Raw genomic sequence first — 23779 nt, 5'->3', positions numbered from 1 at the left:
AGTATGGCATGTCCCAAGAAGGGTAAAAAAGTCCACAAATGTATAGGTAATGCGCAGTGAGGGGGTGTTCCCCCTTTAGGGGGGCAGGGGGGAGCTTAGCTAGTAGGAATTATTCAGAACAAAGAGGAAAGAGGGAAACACTATTGGGAATAGATGCTGACATACGAAGAGTATGGCAAGTCCAAGGGCAAAAAAGTCCACAAATGTATGGGCGATGGGCAGTGAGGGGGTGTTCCCCCTTTAGGGGGCCAGGGGGGAGCATAGCTAGTAGGAATTATTAAGAACAAAGAACAAAGAGTAAAGAGAGAAAAACTAATGGGAATAGATACTGACATACGAAGAGTATAGCAAGTCCCAAGGGGCAAAAAAGTCCACAATAGTATAGGCGATGGGCAGTGAGGGGGTGTTCCCCCTTTAGGGGGCCAGGGGGAAGTGAGATGTGCTGAACTAGGTTGACATAAAATGAAAGCCAAAAACGATTAAGAGGAGTGTCAAATGTCTTAAATCTAGAGTCTAAAGTCTAGGGTCTAGAGTCTAATATCTAAAGACTTAAAATATGGGAATGCCCGCAGCAAGAATCAACGATATGCATATCTGTCCGATGTCCAATGGACCTGTTCCCCATGTCGGGGGGCCGATCATGCCTCCAGGAGAGCCTACCGTGCTCATAGGAGGAATGCCCGCTGCGCGCGTAGGTGATATGGCCGTTTGTACAGGACCTCCTGATAGCATCATAGCCGGTTCTGCCACTGTCCTGATAGGAGGGATGCCTGCAGCAAGGTTAGGAGACAGCACCGCCCATGGAGGCAGCATAGTATTAGGAGAACCAACAGTTTTAATAGGATAAAGATGAATGGAAGTGATGACTTTTTGGGTACAGGCTGGAGCTTCCCACCTGAATTTGATCAGGGAAAGGGAACACTCAAAACCACCAGTGGAGTAGAGGATATCCAAAGGAGCCTCCAGATTCTCCTGAGCACCAAACTCGGTGAAAGGGTCATGCAGCCCACTTATGGCTGCAATTTGGAGGACCTGCTTTTCAATCCAATAAATAGAACCCTTAAGACCTATGTATCAGAATTAATCAAAAATGCCATTTTATACCATGAACCTAGGATTGATGCGGAAAAAATCAACATCAACCAGGGTGATGCCCTAAAGGGAGAACTATTGATTCAGATTGAATACCGCGTGAGGGCCACCAACGCCCGAAACAATATGGTATTTCCATTTTATATCAATGAAGGAACCAATATCTAAAACAAGTATAAATGAGTATGGATTGTAACCATATCGTTAAGATTTTGAAAAGAGATGGGACTGACCGGACCAGTTTGCATATTCCGCAGCTGGATCCCAATAGCCTCCAGCTACAAGGCTTCAAGCTGAGTGATTGGATCATCTTTGCGCTTAATTTTTCTACCCACCTTAATTTTTACAAAAAAGAAAACCCTAAGGATCCCAATGGTGACTGGTCCTCCTTTTTCAGTTTTTTTACCGATGACAAAAACATCCTACAAAAGGATCCTGACAAAAAGGTAATTGATAACCTTAAAGCAACAATCGATACCTACTTGAACCAAGCTGCCTCCACGCGGGATCTAACCCCACATTTGACCTTGTTTATCAGTTTTCTCAAACTGTTGGAGCATGGTCAGGATCGGTTCAACGGCTTGACCAAGCGGCATCTCGACTTTTATTACCGGGAGATTTTGCACTTGGAGAAAGCCCCTTTGGTGCCTGATCACGTCTATCTCGTATTTGAGTTGGCCAAAAACATTTCCCAAAGCAAGCTGGATGCCGGAACAGCTCTGGATGGAGGCAAAGATAGCCAAGGAAGCAAAAGAAGCTATTTGACAATAGAAGAAGCCCTTGTCAATCAAACCAAAGTGGCTGAGCTAAAAAATGTATTTAACGAGATCAAGCTTCCCAAAAGCAGCATTAGCAATCTTGAATCCGATTCAAAAAGCGGGATCATGGTGGCATCCCCTATTGCCAATTCCGCAGATGGTTTAGGGGCAGATTTCCCAAAAGAAAGCCGGCAATGGTGGCCGTTTGGGCATACCAAACCATGTAGTGGTTCCACGGAGCTTTTGCCACTCCCCAATGCCCATATTGGCTTTTCACTTGCCTCAAGCATGCTTCTGCTAGCGGGGGGAAGAAGGACAGTGACCCTTAAATTCACTTTTACGGATACCATTCTCAATGCTGATAGGACCACGCTAAACAAGGCTTTGTCCCTGGCCATCACCTTGGAAAAAGAATGGATGACATTGGGCTTTGCCCAATTCGAAGAAGCCACGGAAATAAGCGGAAATATCCTCACTTTGGCTTTTACTCTTGCCGAAGACAGTCCGGCAGTGATTGCCTATGATCCCGTTATCCATGGCGGTCAATACGATACCCATCTACCGCTTATTAAAGTCAGCTTTTTGACGCAGAACAAAGAAGGCTATAACTTATACCGACTGCTAAACGAGAACATCCTCCGGGAGCTAAGCATTAAAACCACCGTAACGGAAATCAAAAAGCCGATCATAGAAAATGAATTGGGTAATCTCAATCCGGAAAAGCCCTTTTTCCCTTTTACCCCAAGGCCCTCAAAAGGTGCTTCCTTTAGGATCCATTATCCAGAAGCAATACACAAACCGTTGACAGCCATGAGCTTTCGGATGGACTGGCTAAATACTCCCATAGACTTCAAAAGCCACTATAGTGCTTATCTGACCTCAGCGGGGGACGAAATTGTCGATGGGCCGGAATATTTTAAGGCGCAACTTATGCCGGGCGCAAGTGAGGGAAACCTTTTTGAGGAATCCAGTGAAGGAGGCTACTATGCTGAATTTAACATTGAATTCGGCAGTCCCGTTTGGGCAGATGGGGAAGAAAAGAAATTAAAGCTAAGCATAAGCAATTCCTTTCTCCACGAACTTTATGCCCAGTACTTTACCCTTGCCGCCATAAAAAGCAACAACAGTACTACCATCGAGGAATTACCAAAAGAACCCTATACACCTTTTGCTGAGAACATTAATCTCTCTTATACGGCTAAAGAAACAATTGACTTTAGTTCAAATGTCTCCGCTACGGATTTAAAGCTTTACCACGAAGAACCTTTTGGACATTATGAGTCCTATCCCAACTCCACCGACAAAAAGGAGCTGTGTTTGATTCCGGCTTTTTGCCATGGGGGAGAGCTGTATATAGGGCTTGAAAAAGCCCTTCCGTTGCAGCAAATATCACTGCTTTTTCAGTTTTTGGAAGGCAGTGAAAACCCCAATGAATTGAATATTTTCAAAGGAAAACAACAGATTACTTGGGCTGTACTGGCCAATAATGCCTGGCATGACTTGGATGCGGACGATATAGTACTTAACCAAAGCCCAACTTTCCTCAAAACAGGTCTTTTCAGATTTGTCTTACCAAAACAGGCCACTACAGACCATACAAGGTTGCCAACTGGTTATCATTGGTTGAGGGCCAAGATGAAAAAACCGTACGATGTAGTGTGCCAATTGCTAGATGTACAAGCCCAGGCTGTAGAAGCTGTATTTGAAGACAACGGAAATAACGGTGACCAATTGGACAAAGGACTGGAAGCCGGGACCATCAGCAAATTGCAGCAGCGCTTAAGCACCGTAAAAAGCATCAAACAGCCTTTTCCTTCCTTTGGAGGCAAAGAGCAGGAAAACGATGATGCCTACTATCGCAGAATCAGTGAGCGATTAAGACATAAGCAGCGGGCCATAAGCCTATGGGATTACGAACATTTGATTTTGCAGCAGTTCCCAAAAGTCCATAAGGTAAAATGCCTCAACCATACCCGTGAGAAGGCCTTCCAGTCTCCTGGAAACGTAACCCTCATTCTGGTTCCGGATACTGTACAACAAAAGGTTTTTGACATTTACCAGCCACGGGTGAGCCAAGCCACCCTCAACGAGGTAAGTACTTTTATCAATGGACTGAATTCATTCCATGTGGATGCATCCGTCATCAATCCCCATTATGAGGAGGTAAGAGTGGTCTTGAAGGTGAAATTCAAAAAAGGATTGGATGAGAATTTCTATCTGATACAGATACAGGAAGACATCAAGCGCTTTCTTTCTCCATGGGCGTACGATCAAACGACCACAGTCAGTTTTGGGGTTTCCCTACACAAAAGCCAATTGATCCACTATTTGGAGCAACTCAACTATGTGGATTACTTGGAAGATATCCAGTTCAAGAGAAGGGCTGAAAACAGTACTGACCCTTGCAATCCTGAATTTGAGGAAGTAAAAAACAAAGAAGTCATCAATCCAACCGATCCCAAATCCATATTGGTTTCGGCAAAAAATCACAAGATCGATTTGGTGGAAAAAAATTGTTCGAATTCGAATAACGAACCCGAAGAAGCATGTCAACACTAAGGCCACATATTACCATTCCCAAAATCAAGGCACAAAACAATGACCTGGATTTTGACTTTTTGAGAAAGGAAGGGATCAACTACATCGAGCAGTTTGGTTCCAAACTTTGGACGGATTACAATACCCATGATCCCGGAATTACCATGTTGGAAGTATTATGCTATGCCATCACTGATCTGGGACACAGGATTGACCTTCCAATTGCCGATTTGATGAGCCAAGAGGGCAAAAAGGACTATCAGGGACAGTTTTACAAAGCCACGGCCACCCTACCTTCCGCGGCTACCACCGCGTTGGATATCCGGAAGATCATGATTGATATCCCGGGAATCAAAAACTGCTGGGTCAAAAAGGCCATTATCCCGGTCCACGCAGACCTGAAACAGCAAAAACTTTCCTATGATGCAGAAGATTTTAAACACACCACGGACGCGCTGAAAACGGAATTCAACCTCAAAGGCCTCTATAAGCTATTGGTAGAAACTCAGGATGCCGAAAAGGAACTGTCAGAAGACCTCCAAAGTGCCATATACAAAACCTTCCATGCCCACCGAAACCTTTGTGAAGACCTTATTTCGGTAGAGAAAGTATCGTCCCATCCCATTTCTATTTGCGCCAATGTGGAAGTTTTACCTGAAGCAGATGAAGAGTTTGTACATGCACAGATAATCATTGCCTTGGAAGATTATCTTGCCCCAGCTCCACAATTTTATTCCCTTAAAGAAATGACGGATAAGGGCTATCCTACAGAGCAGATTTTTGAAGGCCCATTATTGGACCATGGCTTTATTGACCTCCAGGAATTGATGGATTCTGAACTGCGCAAAGAGGTTCGCTTGTCGGATATCATTAATCTCATCATGAAAATCAAGGGGGTGAAGTTGGTCAAGGAGATTACCATGGACAATTGCAATACAGGAGATGAAAAAAATGGGGACAACTGGATCATTTGCGTGCCCGAAAACAAAAAGCCCAAGCTTTGTGATAAGACCACAATAAATTACTTCAAGGGAATCCTTCCGGTCAATCTAAACAAAAACAAGGCTGCTTCTTACAAAAACGAAATTCTTTTGGCCCGTAAAGAGCAGCTATCCCACGCAGCTGAACATAGGGAGCCCCCTCTCCCGGAAGGAGTGGCTGGTCCATGGGGGCATTATGACTCCATCCAACACAATTTCCCAGAGACTTACGGGCTTAGTGACAAAGGCCTACCGAAAGAGCTTGGGCCGGAGAGACATGCCAAAGCCAAACAGCTCAAAGGCTACTTAATGTTCTTTGACCAAATTCTGGCCTCTTACTTTAAGCATCTGGAAAAGATAAAAGAAGTGCTTTCCCTGGACCAAAAGCCCAAGCAAAGCTATTTTACCCAAGCAGTTAAGGACATCAAAGGCTTCAATGAGCTGATCAAGGAAGAGTATGAGGACCTTTTTGATGATGATGAAAGTCTTTCGGAGGCTTTAATGGGACTGCTTGATGAAGATATCGCCAGAAGGAATCAGCTATTGGACCATTTACTGGCAAGGTTTGCCGAGCAATTTGGCAATTATGCCTTTTTGATGAAGCTTCTTTACGGGGAAAGCACCGATGAACTGGTCCTTCAACACAAACAGGAGCTACTGAAAGAATACGATGTGATCAGCAGGGAAAGGGGAGAAGCCTTCAATTATTATGAACAGGAAGGGGATCAGCTTTGGAACACCAAAAATGTCAGCGGTGTACAAAAGCGGATTGCCCGTTTAGCAGGCATCAGGGACTATAGCAGAAGAAAAATATCAGATTCCCCAGTAGAGATTTACAAGTATGAAAATATAAATGGAAACTGGGTCTACCGGTGGCGGATACGGGATGAAGAAAACAAAATTATCCTCTCCGCTACCGTTTCCTATGACAGTTATAATGAAGCTGGACAGGAGATGTATTTCTCTATTTTGAAAATTCTTGAAACCAGGGAAAAAGATATCGAAGCGCTGAAAGAGATCAGCTTTGGGACATCTATAAAACAGGGCAGCTTTCATATTCATAAGACCGCCACCTCGGAAAAATTCAGTTTTGATGTAATCGATCCTGAAATCGAAAATGAAGATGATACGGATTATATCATTGCGAAACAATTCAAATACTACGCAGGACGGAGAGAGGTTGTCGATGGCATTTTAGCGCTTATCTCATTCATTAAGTACAAATTTACCGAAGAGGGCATTTTCCTGATAGAGCACATCCTCCTTCGTCCCAACCAAAAAGATAATGCTCATGCCAAAACACAGGCTGAGGCAGGGAAGGACTATACCTTAGCACGCTTCATGCCCTTTTGCTCAGACGACTTTGAACTTTGTCAAAATATCGATCCCTATTCCTTCAGGGTCAGTATTGTGTTACCGGGATATACTTACCGGTTTGCCAATAAGGATTTTAGGGATTATCTGGAAAACCTGATCAGGGAAGAGCTTCCGGCCCATATAGTGGCAAAAATCTGTTGGATAGGATACAGGGAGGGAGAGGAGCCTGAAATACCGCAGGAAGATGTGGAAAACCCCACAGAACCCATCTTTAAAGAAAACCAGTTAGTCAGGTTTGAAAAAGCCTACAAGGCTTTTTTACTGGAACACACCGATATCCATCAGCGGGATGGTTCAGCGGCATCCTTGAATAAATACAACAAGGTGCTGAATGAATTGATAACAATACTTACAGGCCTTCACACCATCTATCCGTCAGGCAGACTATACAACTGTCAAGATGAGGAGGAGGACTTAGCTGGCAAAATTATTTTAGGAAAAACGAACTTGGGAACTCTTTAATCAATACCGTCATGGCCAATAAACTTACCGCTATAACCACACAGTACCGTACCTACAAGGTAGACCAGGTGCTCACCCATACACAATTGAACGAATCCATTGCTTTTTTTGAAGATCAGGACAGGTTGACGCGAGTATTTTTAAATGGAGTGGGACTGGTCTGCGGCTTTAGGACCAAGCTATTGAGCAATCCTACCCGTGTCAGTATTAGACAAGGTGTAGGAGTAACTACCGACGGGGATCTTTTAAAACTCCTGGAGGACATTCCCAATGAAAGTGCCAAAAGCTTGGTGGATGGGGATCTTGAATACAGCCATTACCATGCTTTTGAGGATATCCATGGCAATTATCCGCGGTTTTTAAATGGTGAAAACCGCATCAATCTTTGGGAAATTGTTCCGGAAAGCAAAAAGGCCGATACAGATTTGCCTTTACAAAATCTGGAAGGACTGAGCGAAAAGGTAGTGGTACTCTACCTGGAAACCTATGCCAAGGAAGCTGACCTCTGTGGGGGTATAGATTGTGACAACCAAGGTGTGGAACAGGTGGCCCGTTTAAGGGTGCTTTTAACAGACAAGGAAGGGGCTGATTACTTGATGTCTAAGGACACTGTATACGAAAAGATTGATATCAAATCCGTATATGCCTCTTTACAGAAAGTAAAGTTAAAAAGGGTGCTGCTCAGCAAAGCCAATACACAAAAGCTCCAAAAATTGGAAGACAGCTATTATGCGGCCATCAATTCCTTAAACCTTAACCAACTAAAATCCGGCATCAAAGCAATCAGTGACTTTCTTGGACTAAACAAAAACATTGAAAGCTATATCAACCAATTTGCGCTTAAGCCTCATCCAAAATTCGTCAACCAATTCCAATATGACTATGATTGGCTGAAAGACGTGGTCGACACCTACCATGAGATAATAGATCAGTTGTTCAACCTAAACACCACTTGCCTTCCTGATATCAAGGCCTTTCCAAAGCATCTAATGCTTGGAATAGTGGGCGATACAAGGCCATATGCCCAATACCGTCATTCCTTCTATAAATCTCCCATAACCGGAGATAGTCGGCTTACAGCAAAGCTTCATCTACTGGTCGAGCGGCTCTATTTATTGCTTAAGCTCTACCGAAAATCCGCTACAACCCTACGCATCACTCCTTCCCAGCAAAGGGGAAGGCTAGGAGATAAGGCCATTCCGGTTTATTACAAATCCAACCCCACGCTGTTGAACCATTGGAGCTATGAAAAGACAGCCAAAGGTTTTCAGGAGGATATCTACCAATATGAAAGAGAGGTCGACCCAGCAACCAATGAGGTGAAATTTGAACCTTTGGAATATGATGTTAGCAATTATGACTTTTATAGAGTTGAAGGCCATATCGGACAAGATTACCAACGAGCCCTGATTAAAATACAGGACATGGTTAGCACCTACAACCTTGATTTTGATGTAAAAGCCCTTTCCATTGACCAAGTGTTGGAAAATATCAAAATGGAAGATTACAAATGCCATTTTGAAGATTTAATGGTACTGCTGGAAGCCTGGAATGATGAGATCAGCTGCATCACCGGGAAGATTTCCAAGTTTTTCTCCTCACTGGATATCAAAAAACTGCTGGCCGCCAATACATCAACGAACCCACCCCCCTCCCCAGCTATCAGGGAAGAAGCTGTAGCCACGGCCAAACCCAGTGAAAAAAGTAAACAGATGACCTTGGAAAAGCTTGCCACACTGATCAAATCAGGCAAAATCACCCTTGCCGAGGCCCAAAGGCTTTATCCCTACCTCTTCGAATCCACTAAAGATTATAAGACAAAGACCAGAACAAGTATCCAGGATAGCATCTCCAAAAACATCAACAAAGACACCGAAGCCTTGGGCATTGTCTTTGACAGCTCGATCAAATCAAGAACGGAAACCTATTATAGTTATAACGACATCAAAGTGGCAGCTGAAAAGGAAGCCATCAATTATATCAAGGATATCAACATCACAGCAGACTACAAAGCAACCTTTATAGACAAACCCATTGAGATCATTGCGGCCTCTTATGATATTTCTAATTACATCCCGGAAAGGCTATTTGAATTGGACAATACCTATATCGGAAAGTACGAGACATCCATCGAAAGCCTCTGCCTGAAGCTAAACGAATTCAGTAAGAGAATTGAAAAGTTGGATTTAAATGACCGCTTGAAGTCCTTTTATCAGTCACAAGCGCTCTATTATACTTCTATTTGCTGTGCCGCTAACAAACTAAAAATCCTGCAAGCGGAAATTGAAGCCCGAAAGAAAATCATCTTGGAAGGCCTTCAATTGAACAAGTTTATAGAACATCACCCTGGTTTGGAACATCAGGCGGGAGTCCCCAAAGGAGGTACCTTTGTAATGGTATATTATACCCAGCCAGCAAGAACAGGTAATCAGTTCACGATAGGCACAGCTCTTGGTTCAAAGGAAGGTACAAGCAGGACCAGTGCTTTGGAATCCAAGATAATCGATTATAATTCCCTGGCAAAAGAGCTGAACCTTTTTACTGATCCTACCAAACTGGAAAGTGATCTTGACCTCTTAAAGGAAAGACTTTCAGCAGGCTTGCAACCTTCCTCTCTTTTTGAACTGACCATGGGTCAACTCAAAAGCAATTTAAAGGACAAAACGGTCATAGCCGATTTCATGTTACCCTACCGATGTTGTTCTGATTGCAATCCTATCAACTTCATTGTTCCACGTCCGGTGGTATTCCTTAATCTGGATGAGGACACTTATTGCTTGGGCTTGGATCAGGCCCCGGTATCCTTTGAGGTCATTCCGGCCGACGGGGAGATCAAAACCAGCGAGGAGATCCCAGGGGTGATTATCGGAACAAGTGCCATTTCCATCGATCCGGCACTTTTCCCTAAAGCCATGCTGGGCCAGGCCATTTCCTTTACGGTGAATGGGGAGACGGTCAATGCCGAACTGACTGTTCACCAAAGCCCGGTATTTGTTTTGAACCTTCCTGATGGGCCCGTCAGCAACCCGACCCTGAGCCTATCAGCTTCACCGGTCTTCGAAGGGGCTGCCTATGCATGGGATTTTGGTGATGGTACGAGCTCCACGGACAAGAATCCGCAAAAAACCTATCAGCTTCCTATAAATGAAGAAAACAAGGTGACCATAAGCCTGACCATTACTCCTACAAATGGGGCTTGTCCAGCTGAGGTAACAGGAGAAATCCTTTTTGAACAAGCCGATGAAGAAGTGAGTTTGGACCTCAATCCTAAGGAGATCTGTAGAGACCGACAAACACAGCCGATTCCATTTGAGGTGACACCAGAAAATGGGGTAGTTGATGGGGAAGGCGTACAGTTGGTATCGGGCAAATATGTCTTTAACCCACATTTGGTAAGTACCATTAACTTGGGCAAGGAACTGAATTTTACAGTAAATGGCGAGTCCACTGATTTGGTGGTAAGGATTTTCGAAAGACCTACCGTCAGCTTTACGGCCAGCGTAGCCCGAAACCCAAGCAATGCCGCTTATAGGGTTACTTTTACCATAACCAGTCCATTCCCGTCCGGAACGGCTTATAGATGGACCATAGAAGATAAAACCCTGGAGCCAACAACGTCCACCACCTTGGTGCAGGACTTCTCTGGTGATATGGATCAGATCACCGCTTTTGTTACTGTAGACCTTAACAACTTGTGCGAACAAGCCCAATCAGCGGTTCAAACCATCTCTCTCACTACAGATAATCCAGAGCCTGGACAATGCATGGAAGAAGGCAATACCTTTATCCAAACAGAGGCAAAACGCTACGGCGCATTCCTAAATTCACCCGATTTCGAAAAAATAGACGGCTGGGGCCAAGGCATCCTTTCGCAAGCCATTGATGTCCTTGTTAATACCGCCCGTGAGGCACAAACCTATTTGGAAGGCAAACAGAATGATTTCATCACTGAAAAAATCACCGAACAAATCAATAACCTGGTGGAATACATGATCGAGATGAATTCCGGAAATGGACCCGGTATGCCTCCTGCCAAAGCACTTTATAAGGTATATATCAAACTCTTCTATATGCTGATCAAATGCCAGCCAGAAGAAAATTTTGATATTAATAAAGACCAATTCAATAAGGTGATGCTGCGGATTACTGAAACTATGAAGCAGCTGATTGAATTTAAGGTGATCTGGGACGTGGAAAAAGATATGGCTGCTTACTTCGAAGCACTCATCAAAGTGTTTACCAAGGCTCCATACGTACAAGAAGCCATCAGGGAACAAATGGGCCTTATAAACTCATAAAAGATGGATATCAGGCCTAAGCATATTGTCCATAAAGTCAGTTGTGAACTGATCAGTCATAATTCCCAGAATGCCCACCTTCTGAAAGACTATCTAGGGGATTGGCTAAAGACGGATCTTTTGCCAATTATTGAACAGGTATTAGACACCATAGATGATCACACTGGACGGATGTATCTCCAAGTGCCTGAATTGGAGTTAGTGCTGAAGAGTCCCGGACCTTTATTTGAAGGGCAAAATGGAAAACTCAATCATCCATCAAGCGATCAAATGCTGGGACAATTAAAAAGACAACTGACCATGCAGTTACAAAAAGCACTTGACAAAATCGATGATGTAAGTGATCCAAACCATACTCTTTTTGATGCACTTCAGGTGGGGCATGCAAAAAAAACAAGCTCGCTTAGTCATTTAAATAGAGAAATAAATACCATCTGTCATTTGCTTCAAAACGGCAGCAAACCTTGGTGGATGGGTGAGAATGAGAAAGCACCGCTATTCTTTTCAAATTGGAATAAAAAAGGCGCTGTGAAGGAAATATTGGACCATCCAATCTTCATTGCTTTACTCAAACATTCCGCTCAAAACCCATCACTCCGCAGAAGACTGGTCAAACAGTTTACCATCCAACAGAACAGGATGATGTATGAGCAATTTGTACATCAGGAATATGGTCTTACGGTGGATAAACAGCTCTTAAACGCCTTGGAAACCAAGATCGGAATAACTTTGAAGATACCGTTATGGGACTTTATTTGGGCCATCCCCAATTCTGCGGTACTAAAAGACAATCTTAAACAACTCATCTCAACAGTACTTGAACAGCTGAGGAATGCTCCCAACAATGAAAAGATGGCTGCACAAATCACACTTAAGAAACTTATCGACTGGGTTAAAGCAATTCACCAGTCTCCCAGAAACTGGTTGGATGAGGACATTTACATGCGGCTTTCAGGAGATAGGATTATTCCAAAGAATGAAGTGAAGTCACTTTTCCAAAAAGGACAAAAGTCACGGAAAAATAGCGCCGACAAGGATGAATCACTTCCTTATTCAGACTCTAAATTTGAATCTTATTCAAGTATATCGGATACTCTCACCAATCAAAACCATCTTTCCAATGAGGCAGACCATGTAGAGAGTAGCTCTGATGATACAGGTCTTGAGGAATTAGAGGTAGGGCAGGCAGGGCTTATCCTTTTGCATCCCTTTTTGAAAGAACTATTCCTAAAGACAAAATTACTTACTGCTAACAATGTATTTTCCGATAGGGAAAGGGCTGTGCTTCTGCTACATTATTTGGCTACAAAAAAGGAATCGGCCTTTGACCATGAGTTGATTTTTGAAAAGTTCTGCTGTGGGATGAGAGTGTCTACAGCGGTAAACAGAGAGCTTGTATTATCCAAGGAGTTGAAATCGCAAGCAGAAGAACTATTAAAAACGGTAATAGGCCACTGGACTTCCCTGAAGGGGACGGGTGTGGATACATTAAGGTCAGCATTTCTTTGTCGAAAGGGGAAGTTGTTCTTGGAAGGGAAATACCCTAAACTGATTCTAGAGCGGAAAACTCAGGACATTTTGCTGGAAAAGCTCCCATGGGGCATCAGTATGGTCAAGTTTCCATGGAGAAAAGAACTCCTCTTTGTCGAATGGTAATTGGTAGTATCAAGATTTGAGACATTAGACTTTATACCCTAATTGTAAGACTTGAGATGCCGGTTAAGGAATATAGAAGGATGGTGATCAAATCCGGATTAGAAAAAGGTAAAGGTTTTCACACAATAACCAAAAGCCATGAGGGAATTAAAACATCTAAAGAAGGCGAACCAAGGCCATAGTCAACAGCTGTTCCAGAAAGCAGAAGACAAGCCGAAGGATTTTTTCGGTGTCCAGGCCAAACTGGAAATGGGCCAGCCAGGCGACCAATATGAGCAAGAAGCCGATGCCATGGCCGATCAGGTGGTCAATCAGCCATCCTCATCGGTGGATCTTATCCAAAAGCAAGGAAGCGAGGAGGAGGAAGTACAGCAAAAACCCCTGGCAGATTCAATAAGCAGGGTTCAAAAACAGGAAATGGCCGAAGAGGAGCCTGTTCAGGCCAAGTGTGCCGAATGTGAAAAAGAAGAAAGCCTGCAACAAAAACCAGCAGAGGAAGAAGAGCCATTACAGAAGCAGGAAGAGGAAGAACAGGTCCAAAGTAAGACCGGAACATCAGCAATGCCCCCGCAGGAAACAGGATCAATTGAAGGCCCCTTGTCCCAAAGCAAAGGATCCGGCACCATGATGGATAAAACCTCCAAACAAGAAATGGAAAATGGATTTGGTGCGGACTTTAGCAAGGTGCGCATCCATACCGATGCCCGTGCCCATGAAATGAGTGATCGGATAGGCGCCCAGGCTTTTACCCATGGCAATGATATCTATTTCAATTCAGGCAAGTACCAGCCGGAATCCTTAAAGGGCAGACATTTATTGGCCCATGAGCTCACCCATACCATTCAACAGAAGGGAGCAGTCCAAAAAAAACTACAAAAGAAAATAGGGGATGGGCATGATCTCAAAGCCCAAAGATTTGCGGGAAATGCTAAGTTGGAGGCCGCATTTGATGATGAACAGCACATTAGAAACGGCAGCAGTGGCGGACATGTCAAAAGTCTCCAACTTGCCCTGATGGATATAGGGTACGAATTGCCCAAGTTTGGGGCCGACGGTATTTTCGGCTCAGAAACAGACAGCGCGGTCAAAGAATTCCAAAAGGAATTTTCCCTTTTAGTGGATGGTATTGTGGGGCCTGAGACCATGGGCACATTGGATAATGTTTTCAGTTCAGAAAACACAGAGGAAATCATTGATTTCGATGATGATTCCGGCGCCGATGTGTTGGACGGGGACTCAGGGCAAGGCCCTACCGTTCCTACCCAAGAAAAATCCATCAACCAGATGTTGGCAGGTGACTTTGACACAGTTTCTGAAATTCAAACAGCGCCACTGGAAAATCCTCCTGAAAAAGTAAAACCGCCTTCTATTTCCAAAATAACCATCAACCTGACCAATCAAAATCTCAAGATCCTTTGGAGCAATGGCAAAACGAGAGGCCCCTATGACATCTCCAGCGGAAAGGGATGTCCAAATACAAAAGGGGATCCTTGCATTGATCCAAAAAGAGGGGACAAGGACACCTACTGTACCCCTGTGGGCAGTAATTTCAAAGCAGAAAAACTGGGGGGAGAAGATTATAAGAGCGCTGCAGGAGATGCCATGTCCTGGTATATGGCATTTGTCACAGAAAGAGGCATTGGCATTCACAATGCCCAAGCGGTCACCGGAACCCCCAAATCCCATGGATGTGTACGCGTGGTCGAATCAGTGGCAGAACTGATTCACAATAATGTCACCAAAAGTTCAACAATAGTGGTCACAGGCAAAGCCGCTACTTCCGCTTGGTCACTGTCCAAAAAGAAGGCGGCCAAATCCTATAAAGGCTGTCCGGGCAAAAAAGCAAAATGAAACAAACCCACTTTTTATGGCAGAAAAGACGCAAAAATACAGACCAAAGAGCCAAGCCCCTCAGAAGCCTTCTGAGACATTTTTTCAGGCCCAGCTCAACATGGGCCAAGCCGGGGATAAGTATGAAGTTGAAGCTGATCAAATGGCCGATCGGATAGTGGCCGATAATAACAGTCCGGAACCTTCAATTTCCAATAATGACATAAAGGTTCAAAGCCAGCAAGAGGAAGATGTCCAAAACGAGGAGCTGGCAGAAAATACCCTTCAGGAAAAGCCCGTGGCGGAATCCATCACACCTCTGGTACAGACCAAGGTAGAAGAAGAACAAATCCAGGAAAAAGAAGAAGAGGAAGAGTTGCAAAAGCAGGAAGAGGAGGAGGTACAAAAAAGCCCCGAAGCATCGAATGAAGATGATGACAATAGTGGGGAAAACCTGCAAGCCAAATCGGAGAATTCCACTACCGTTTCCCCAAAGCTTGAAAGCCAATTGAACCAAAGTAGCGGCGGTAATAATATGGATTCTTCTACCCGACAAACCATGGAAAGTGGTTTTGGAGCGGATTTCAGCGGGGTCAACATCCATACCGACAGCTCAGCCGTGCAGATGAACAGGGAGCTGGGCGCCCAGGCTTTTACCCATGGCAATGATATCTACTTCAATGAAGGAAAATACGATCCAGGAAGCTCATCTGGTCAGCACCTACTGGCCCATGAGCTGACCCATACCATCCAGCAGGGAAGCAGTACTGCTGTGCATGGAAAAATGCTGCAGAAGGAAGAGGATGATACCGAAGTACCTCAATCAGGTACTAATTTTGACTTTACCACCAATCCACCCAAGATATTTGTAGACGACCTGCCTATTCCCGCCTTTAAACTTCCCTTTATGAACGGGGAAAATAATTTTAGGGCCAAGGAGTTTAGCGATGGTGGACGTGAAGAAGAGAATAATCCAGATCAGGCTGGCGAGTGGGACACTATTTCCAGTGACGGAGCCTTGGCAAAGTTAAGAGAAGGAGGGATTCAGGATGACAGACTTTACCGTGTGTCCACTTCTGTAAGATCAGGGGGGAAAACGAAAAGATTCGAGCGTAACGGGGATGCTATTCTGCTAGCTGATAACCTGAAAGTTCCTTTTTGGGATGATCCAAGTGGAGAAAAGGAAATCTATCAGATAGATCACAAACAGGAATTACAGTTAAAAGGCTGGCCTAGGATTAAGAGTAACAGCATTAAAGGTGTACAAAATCTGCATTTACTCAGTAAAGAGGCAAATAGGGAATCGGGTAATTTGATTAAAGGTAATGTAAATACTGCCTTAATTAATTTAATCAATTCCGACCAGGCTTTAAAAACCGCATTGGAGTCAAAAGACATCAATCTAAACAGGGTTAACAACAGGACTATTGATAGGTATATCAAGCCACGGTTTGACATTCATTACAGAAGCTTCAGCGCCGGTACCAATCCTGCCAATATCAAAACCTGGGATCAAACCAGAATCGAAAGTGGAAACCATATTGAAAAGCTTTTAAATAGACAAAAGGGAAGAGGAGCCATCAATATGTATGACTTCCAAGACCCCAATCCCAACATAAGCTTACCTTATGATGCACATCCGGCTGGACTGGACTTGGCAGGTCAAATAGGTTCCACCTCCTCTTATGTGATTTACTGGGGTGACAATCTGAATTCAAGAACAAAAATCTCATGGCAAGATCCTAATGCGATTGAACAGCAGTTATCCAATAGCCTGTTTGATCCTGTTCTAAGGCTTCATAACAAGTTTTTTAATGTTGAAAGTATGAAGTTTGAACCTCAGGTAAATGAAGGGAAAAAGGGGCATATGAGGGGAAAACCTTTTTATTTAAAAAGTGTAGATGGCTCCAAGAAAATAATGGAACTTCCTGAGTATTTTAACTGGCCGATTTATAAAATGCCAGGAACCACCTATGCGGGCTATCTAAAATCACAAGACTTAAAGGACTTTATTAACAATAGTGAGGCTGACTTTCAGTTTTTGAGCCCTTTTACCATTTCATCCCTTCAAATCACAGAAGCTGGTTTGGTGGGTACGGGAACCCTATTACCATCCGTTCCTTTTATCTCCAGATCCAATGTGGAGATTGTCATCACCGAAGATGATGTACGGTTGCAAAAAGTATTTTCAACAGGGGATTTGGATATGCCAGCTCCCTTTACCATAAGCGATGTAAGTTTAACCTTAGGTTATGGAGTCCAACGGGGCTTCCTTATTGAAGGCCAGGTCAACTTCGGCATTGACCAAGTAGGTGAGGGGCATATCGGAGCTTCAGCCTCCACCGAAGGCGGTTTTGAGTTGGAAGGTGCTTTCAATTTTGATTCGGATCTTTTTGACCCAGCAGAAATCAATGTAGAATACAAGGACAATATCTGGACCATAGGCGGAGAAATCGGTATTCCGGAAGGCAAGGTAAGAGGGGTAAAAAACGCCAGCATTACTGCTTCCTACAGTGAAAACAACTTCACGGCTGCCGGAGAGGCCGAACTGGACATTCCGGGAATTGAACGAGGTTCAATGACCATTCAATATGGTGAGCAAGGTTTTTCCATAGGGGGAAATTTTGACCTGAGCAGTGAAATACCGGGCATTACCGGAGGAAACGTGGAAGCCCGGGTATCCAAACCTGCCGGAGCCGAGGAATATGATGTATTTGTCTCCGGTACCGCCCAGCCCGATATTCCTGGCATTTCCTCCTCCTTGACCGTTACCTATGAAAATGGGGCGCTGACCATAGAAGGTTCCGCTTCCTACAGTAGGGGCATGCTCAGCGGAACGGTCAATGTAGGGGCCACCAACCGAGTCATTGGAGATGATGGGCAGCCTACAGGAGAGCCGGACGATACCATGAGGGTTTATGGTGGGGGAAGTTTGACCTTACAGCTCACCCCATGGCTGGCCGCCACAGCAGGCGTGAATTTCACCCCTGAAGGGGAGATAGAAGTGACCGCCAGGTTGTCCTCAGATCGCTATGAGGTATTTAGAAGACGGGAGGTTAACCGTAACCTGTTCAGCGTTCCTACCATAGAAATACCACTATTTGCCATTCCTCTTGGCCCCCGAAGCATTGGTTTGGTCGCTCAGATAGGAGGAGGGCTTGATTTTACGGCTGGCTTTGGTCCGGGAGAATTAAGAAACATGTCGGCCGAGATTACCTACAATCCTGAAAGGGAGGAGGAAACCACGGTAAGCGGACATGGGGAATTTGCCATTCCTGCCGATGCGGGACTGACTTTAAGAGGAGATTTAAGCTTAGGTGTCAGCGTGGCGATAGCCAGTCTATCTGGAGGAATAGAACTGGCCGGTACGCTTGGGCTTGAGGGAGAGGCTGCAGCCGAAGTGGATGTCAACTGGAGCCCACAAACCGGCCTGGCATTGGATGCAGAGGGCCGGATTACGGTCAATCCCAAGTTTACCTTCGACCTCAATGCCTTTGCCAGGGCCTCCTTGGGAATTGGCTGGTTTTCCATTTCGGAAACCTGGAGGCATAATTTGGCCTCTTACGAATGGGGCCCAGACATTCAGTTCGGAATAGTATTTCCGGTCCATTACCGGGAAGGAGAGCCCTTTGATATGTCCTTTGATGATATCGAAGTTATCTATCCGGATCTGGATGTAATCGATATGGCCAAGGGACTGGCCAGGGACGTTAAAAACGATTTATTTGATTAAATTATACTATGGAAATTAGCAAAGCAACCGAACTCAATAATGAAGGGGTACAACATTTCCTTAATGGGAATTTTGAAAAGGCCGGGAATTGCTACAGAGAAGCTTTTAAACTCAATCCCCAAAACCCTTCTTTGCTCAACAACCTGGGGCTTTTTTACCACCATCAAAAGCAATTTGATGATGCCTTGGACTATTTCGAAAAGGCAATTGAGCAAGAAGATAAACCCAGCTATATCATAAATTCGGGAAACACCTTGGCGATGCTGGGCAAACTGCAGGAAGCAGAAAAGCGCTACCGGCTGGCCGCAGAAAAATACCCTGACCATGCCAATGCCTGGCTGAGCTTGGCAAAGCTTTCCACTCATAAAAATGAGCTGGATAAAGCCAAAATCTACTGGAATACCTTGCTGAACCTGGAAGCCAAGTTGGAATACTTTGTGGAACTGGCCAAAGTATTCCTTCTGCAAAAGGATTATGAAGGGGCTTTGAAAATTCTCCATGACCTTACCGCCTCCGATGATCATCCGGAAATTTGGTTTCACATCGGAAGGTGTGAGTTTCATCTCCGCAATCATGGATTGGCCGAAAAGGCCTTTAAAAAAGCCCTGGCAGATTTGCCTGACCAGCCGGATTTCAGGTATTATTTGGCCACCAATTATCTGGGCATGGGAAACATAGAGGAGGGCCTAAAACAGTTGAACATTTTACTGAAAATGAATCCTGAAAATCCCCTGATTTTAACTGAAAAGGGAGTCATCCTGTGTAGCATGCACCAATACGACGATGCCCTGCTGCTTTTTAATAAAGCCCTCAGCATCCAACCTGATTTTGCCAAAGCCTTGCATTATAAAAAGTTAATCGAGAACCAAACTTCCTAATTTTATGAAAACCCTAAGATACCGTTCCCGAGGACCGGAAGTCCAATTTTTAGAAGAAATATTGGCCGATATGGGATACCGTGTAAATGTCTCCCATTTCTTTGGCCAGGATACGCATCAGGCCGTGGTGGATTTTCAGCAAAAGCATGATCTGGTCGTTGATGGTATTGTAGGATTGAAAACCTGGACCAAACTGCTGGCTTTAAATCCCAAAGCCTTAAAAGAACATTCCAAATTTCTTTCCGAGCAGGACCTGATCAACTTTGCCCAGGAATATGGATTGGAACTGGCCGCAGTAAAAGCGGTCAACGCAGTAGAAAGTAGTGGAAAGGGCTTTCTTCCCGATGGAAGGGCCAAAATTCTATTTGAGGGACATGTTTTCTGGAGGGAATTAAAGAAACGGCATATCAACCCTGAGGATTTTTATAAGCAGCAGACCAAGGATGTGCTTTATCCCAAATGGACCAGGAGCCACTATAAGGGAGGGGCAGGGGAATACGATCGCTTGCAGAAAGCGGCGACCATTTCAGACAATGAGGTCTTTAAAGAAGCCGCTTACCGTTCTGCTTCCTGGGGGGCTTTTCAGATCATGGGCTACCATGCGGACAGCTTAGGATATGCCTCCATTGACGATTTTGTCGGTAAAATGCAGCAGCATGAACGCGAACACTTGAGGGCGTTCGGAAAGTTTTTGGAAGTCAATAAATTAATGTCCCATCTTAAGGCCAAGGACTGGGCCAAATTTGCCCGTGGTTACAATGGTCCCGGCTATGCCCAAAACCGCTATGATGTGAAACTACAGCAAGCGTATGAGAAATATAGTATTGAGTATTGAGTATTGAGTATTGAGTAGATAGTCTTGAGTATTGAGATAGACGGTAGATAGTAGACGATAGATTGTAGATAGACATAAGACGCTAGATTTTAGATGCTGGATTTCATCGGATTACATGGCGGCTGGTCGGAATTTGCAATTCCGACCTTTAATAAAAAGGTTTGGGAATCCAGATTATACTTATCATTGGTCCTCGGTTCCCCATAAGCTATTAACCAATTACAAGTAACTAACACCATGAACGAACTGTTACAATTTTTAAATATGGCCATCAGGTCCAGATTGGATTTTGAACTGGGAAGGAGCAAGGCCCTGCAAAAGCCCCAAATGCAACTGCATTTGAACAGGGAAGAAGCCTTAGGGAATTTTATTTTTGAACAGAGAATCAAAAACCAAGAACTACTCCTTCTCATACTCGCGTTGGTGCCTCATATCGATCCGGGCTTTTTCAACAGGATCATACAGGATTATTTTCCAAAAGGAGGGGAGTTCCCCGAATTCGGTGGCATCAAGGCCAAAAACCACCGGGGCATTATTCCCACAGGGGAAACCGCTTTGTATATCCTGGCCGGTAATGATCCCAACACCCGTAAAAAATACTTTCCGCTTTTTTATCAATCCCCGCTTTTTGGGAAAGGCATTCTCCACTTAGGGGATACAGAAAGGAAGGAGCCCGAATGGGCAGGGCCGCTGCTGATGGACAGGGAATATGCTGAGCTCTTTACCACCGAACATATCAGCAAGCCTAAGCTAAGCTCCAATTTTCCCGCACAACTTATTGACACAGAATTGGATTGGGAGGATCTTGTTCTCAACCAGAAAACATTGAACCAGATTCAGGAAATAGAAGAATGGCTGAAACATGAACAAACCTTGCTACATGACTGGGGAATGAAGAGCAGGATCAAACCGGGCTATAGGGTCATGTTTTTCGGGCCTCCTGGTACCGGAAAAACACTTACGGCCAGTTTATTGGGGAAATACACCAACAAAGACGTCTATAGAATCGATCTATCATTGGTTACTTCCAAGTACATAGGCGAAACCGAGAAAAACCTTTCCTCCTTATTTGATAAGGCCATCAACAAGGATTGGATCTTATTCTTTGATGAGGCGGATGCCATCTTCGGAAAACGTACCAATGTACGGGACGCTCACGACAAATATGCCAACCAGGAGGTTTCCTACCTTCTCCAACGGATAGAAAGCCATCCAGGCTTGGTCATTCTTGCTTCAAACTTTAAGAGCAATATCGATACGGCCTTCACCAGAAGATTCCAGAGCATCATCGAGTTTCCGATGCCTGTGGCTGCTGAAAGACTGGTACTGTGGGAGAAAAACATCCCGCCAAAAGCCGGCTTGGCCAAAGACCTTGACCTTAATACCTTCGCCAAAAAATATGAACTTACCGGAGCCAATATCGTGAACGTCATCCAGTTTGCCAGCCTTAAAGCCCTCAGCAAACAGCAAAAAGTACTTGATAAGGATGACTTATTGACCGGAATCAAGAAGGAACTGGTCAAGGAGGGAAAAATGGTGAATTGAAACTAATTATCCACAGATGAAAATGATAAACACAGATAATTTTACCATTTATCTGTGTTTATCCCCTTTATCTGTGGATAATATAGGATATTATACCAATTTGGCTTCCAAGGTGATTTCGGTATTCAGGGATTTGGAGATAGGGCAGTTTTCTTTGGCCTCGATGGCCGCTTTTTGGAAATCCGCATCACTCATGCCTTCAACCGTTGCCGAGAGTTTCAAGTGGATATTACTGATTTTTCCATCCTCAAAAGCCACGATGGCGGTGGTATCGATATTGGAGGCGGTATGTCCCTTTTCATTGATCACAAAAGCCAGCTTCATGCTGAAACAACCAGCATGTGCGGCGCCTATAAGTTCTTCCGGGTTGGTGCCTTTGCCGTCCGCAAAACGGGCCTTGGTGGAATACTTCGCTTTGTCCAATACACCGCTTTGGGTGCTTACCGTGCCTAAACCCTCATCGCCTGTTCCTTGCCAATTGGCCGATGCTCTTCTTGTAAATTTCATAATTTGGTTATTTAAGGTGGAAAAACTATAATTTACGCTTAAGTATCGAGCAGAACAAGGGTTTGGTTGTTGAGTTTTTACCACAGAGGCCCCAAAGCTGGCACAAAGGGAGCAAAGGTTTTAAAATATAAAACTCAGTGCCCTCTGTGCTACCTTAGTGAACTTTGTGGTAAAAAATTAAAAATCAGTGACCTCAGCGCACTTTGCGGTAAAAATAAACAGTTAAACCACGGAGGACACCAAGAACACTGAGGTAATGGCTGTCCACAAATAACTTAAGTTTAAAATTAAAAACTCAGCGACCTCCGTGACACCTCAGTGACCTTTGTGGTTAAAATTTTAATTAACCACGGAGGACTCAAAGGTGGCACAAAGGGAACAATGGTTTAACAAATAAAAACTCTGCGACCTCCGTGCACTCTGTGGTTAAAATAAATAGTTAAACCACAGAGGACACCAAGAACGCTGAGGTAAAGACTAAAAACAAAAGTCAATGGTTAAACTCAGTGCCCTCTGTGCTACCTTAGTGAACTTTGTGGTTAATGGTCTAAAGTCTAGCATCTTATTACTAGATACTCAATACTCACTACTAAAATATTCCTACCTTTACATTATGGCAAGACATGATATCCAAAACAGGGAAGATGTGGAAAAACTGGTCCATAGTTTTTACGCACAGGTAAGGGAACATCCCAATCTGGGACCGATATTCAACGGGATTGTCAGCAACTGGCCGGAGCATCTGGAGCATTTGTCGGATTTTTGGGAGATGATTTTGCTGCAAAGCGGTCCGGGAAAAAACAAGTTTAACCCACTCAAAGTCCACAAGGAAGTGGACCAGAAAATAGGCCAGGGCATTACCCAAGTACATTTCGGCAACTGGCTGGAATTATGGTTCAACACCCTGGACATACTTTTTGACGGCAAGGTAGCCGACCACGCCAAGGAACATGCCAGGAATATGGCGAGTATATTGTTTTTGAGGATTTATGAGGCAAGGGACAATTAGGGTGGCCAGTATTGAGTAGGGAGTCTTGAGTATTGAGTAAGACGCTAGATGTCAGACATTAGATGGTAGACTCAGACTTCCTTGGCGAGATTGAATTTTATCCGTCATACTAAGTTAGTGGCGGAAAAAGCGTTGTAAAAATATCGGAATATTATTTGGTTTGCCTGAGAAGCGGGACGCTGCTACCAGGTAAATGCAGAAGGAATAAGGACGTTATCCGTCATTGGTCGTAAAGACTGTTCGCAATGCTGTTCCCTTCTGCTCTTATTACCGAAATCAGG

13 protein-coding genes are annotated in these 23779 nt (G+C 44.3%); 12 read left to right on the top strand and 1 reads right to left on the bottom strand.

What is annotated here, in order from left to right:
- Positions 1 to 556: 556 nt before the first annotated feature.
- The 11 genes from ACYVAA_RS01080 (at position 557) to ACYVAA_RS01030 (ending at position 21982) form a co-directional block, all read left to right on the top strand.
- A complete protein-coding gene (locus ACYVAA_RS01080; protein WP_460538153.1) occupies positions 557 to 847 on the top strand; it encodes a PAAR domain-containing protein in 291 nt (96 codons plus the stop codon).
- 2 nt (positions 848 to 849) lie between these two features.
- A complete protein-coding gene (locus ACYVAA_RS01075; protein ID WP_460538152.1) occupies positions 850 to 1260 on the top strand; it encodes a GPW/gp25 family protein in 411 nt (136 codons plus the stop codon).
- 11 nt (positions 1261 to 1271) lie between these two features.
- On the top strand, positions 1272 to 4409 hold the full coding sequence (locus tag ACYVAA_RS01070) for a baseplate J/gp47 family protein (RefSeq protein WP_460538151.1): 3138 nt from the start codon (positions 1272 to 1274) through the stop codon (positions 4407 to 4409).
- Positions 4397 to 7207, top strand: a complete 2811-nt coding sequence (locus ACYVAA_RS01065; RefSeq protein ID WP_460538150.1) for a hypothetical protein — start codon at positions 4397 to 4399, stop codon at positions 7205 to 7207. Before ACYVAA_RS01070 ends, ACYVAA_RS01065 begins: the two co-directional genes overlap by 13 nt.
- A gap of 11 nt (positions 7208 to 7218) precedes the next feature.
- Positions 7219 to 11505: a PKD domain-containing protein gene (locus ACYVAA_RS01060; protein ID WP_460538149.1), complete on the top strand. Its 4287-nt coding sequence runs from the start codon at positions 7219 to 7221 to the stop codon at positions 11503 to 11505.
- A gap of 3 nt (positions 11506 to 11508) precedes the next feature.
- A complete protein-coding gene (locus tag ACYVAA_RS01055; protein ID WP_460538148.1) occupies positions 11509 to 13161 on the top strand; it encodes a contractile injection system tape measure protein in 1653 nt (550 codons plus the stop codon).
- Between the two features lie 138 nt (positions 13162 to 13299).
- The gene (locus ACYVAA_RS01050; protein WP_460538147.1) at positions 13300 to 15012 is read left to right on the top strand and encodes an eCIS core domain-containing protein; all 1713 of its coding nucleotides are present in this window, start codon (positions 13300 to 13302) and stop codon (positions 15010 to 15012) included.
- Between the two features lie 16 nt (positions 15013 to 15028).
- On the top strand, positions 15029 to 18724 hold the full coding sequence (locus tag ACYVAA_RS01045) for an eCIS core domain-containing protein (RefSeq protein ID WP_460538146.1): 3696 nt from the start codon (positions 15029 to 15031) through the stop codon (positions 18722 to 18724).
- 8 nt (positions 18725 to 18732) lie between these two features.
- Positions 18733 to 19602, top strand: coding sequence for a tetratricopeptide repeat protein (locus ACYVAA_RS01040; protein WP_460538145.1), 870 nt, complete (start codon positions 18733 to 18735; stop codon positions 19600 to 19602).
- Between the two features lie 4 nt (positions 19603 to 19606).
- Positions 19607 to 20437 carry an N-acetylmuramidase domain-containing protein gene (locus ACYVAA_RS01035; RefSeq protein WP_460538144.1) on the top strand — a complete coding sequence of 277 codons (831 nt, stop codon included), beginning with the start codon at positions 19607 to 19609 and terminating at the stop codon, positions 20435 to 20437.
- 237 nt (positions 20438 to 20674) lie between these two features.
- Positions 20675 to 21982 (top strand): ATP-binding protein, encoded by a 1308-nt coding sequence (locus ACYVAA_RS01030; protein WP_460538143.1) that lies wholly within the window; start codon positions 20675 to 20677, stop codon positions 21980 to 21982.
- A 90-nt stretch (positions 21983 to 22072) separates the two neighbouring features.
- Here ACYVAA_RS01030 and ACYVAA_RS01025 read toward each other — a convergent pair whose 3' ends face one another.
- Positions 22073 to 22489: an OsmC family protein gene (locus ACYVAA_RS01025; RefSeq protein WP_460538142.1), complete on the bottom strand. Its 417-nt coding sequence runs from the start codon at positions 22487 to 22489 to the stop codon at positions 22073 to 22075.
- 613 nt (positions 22490 to 23102) lie between these two features.
- On the opposite strand from ACYVAA_RS01025, the gene ACYVAA_RS01020 reads away from it, so the two are divergent.
- Positions 23103 to 23498 (top strand): group III truncated hemoglobin, encoded by a 396-nt coding sequence (locus tag ACYVAA_RS01020; RefSeq protein ID WP_460538140.1) that lies wholly within the window; start codon positions 23103 to 23105, stop codon positions 23496 to 23498.
- The last annotated feature ends 281 nt before the right edge of the window (positions 23499 to 23779 follow it).

This window comes from Echinicola sediminis, from assembly GCF_054777495.1.
This window is presented reverse-complemented; position numbering and strand designations above follow the sequence as displayed.

Coding starts and splice junctions, on each gene's coding strand:
- ACYVAA_RS01030 (WP_460538143.1), top strand. CDS start 20,675: ATGAACGAACTGTTACAATTTTTAAATATGGCCATCAGGTCCAGATTG.
- ACYVAA_RS01070 (WP_460538151.1), top strand. CDS start 1,272: ATGAGTATGGATTGTAACCATATCGTTAAGATTTTGAAAAGAGATGGG.
- ACYVAA_RS01035 (WP_460538144.1), top strand. CDS start 19,607: ATGAAAACCCTAAGATACCGTTCCCGAGGACCGGAAGTCCAATTTTTA.
- ACYVAA_RS01040 (WP_460538145.1), top strand. CDS start 18,733: ATGGAAATTAGCAAAGCAACCGAACTCAATAATGAAGGGGTACAACAT.
- ACYVAA_RS01065 (WP_460538150.1), top strand. CDS start 4,397: ATGTCAACACTAAGGCCACATATTACCATTCCCAAAATCAAGGCACAA.
- ACYVAA_RS01025 (WP_460538142.1), bottom strand. CDS start 22,489: ATGAAATTTACAAGAAGAGCATCGGCCAATTGGCAAGGAACAGGCGAT.
- ACYVAA_RS01020 (WP_460538140.1), top strand. CDS start 23,103: ATGGCAAGACATGATATCCAAAACAGGGAAGATGTGGAAAAACTGGTC.
- ACYVAA_RS01055 (WP_460538148.1), top strand. CDS start 11,509: ATGGATATCAGGCCTAAGCATATTGTCCATAAAGTCAGTTGTGAACTG.
- ACYVAA_RS01060 (WP_460538149.1), top strand. CDS start 7,219: ATGGCCAATAAACTTACCGCTATAACCACACAGTACCGTACCTACAAG.
- ACYVAA_RS01050 (WP_460538147.1), top strand. CDS start 13,300: ATGAGGGAATTAAAACATCTAAAGAAGGCGAACCAAGGCCATAGTCAA.
- ACYVAA_RS01080 (WP_460538153.1), top strand. CDS start 557: ATGGGAATGCCCGCAGCAAGAATCAACGATATGCATATCTGTCCGATG.
- ACYVAA_RS01045 (WP_460538146.1), top strand. CDS start 15,029: ATGGCAGAAAAGACGCAAAAATACAGACCAAAGAGCCAAGCCCCTCAG.
- ACYVAA_RS01075 (WP_460538152.1), top strand. CDS start 850: ATGAATGGAAGTGATGACTTTTTGGGTACAGGCTGGAGCTTCCCACCT.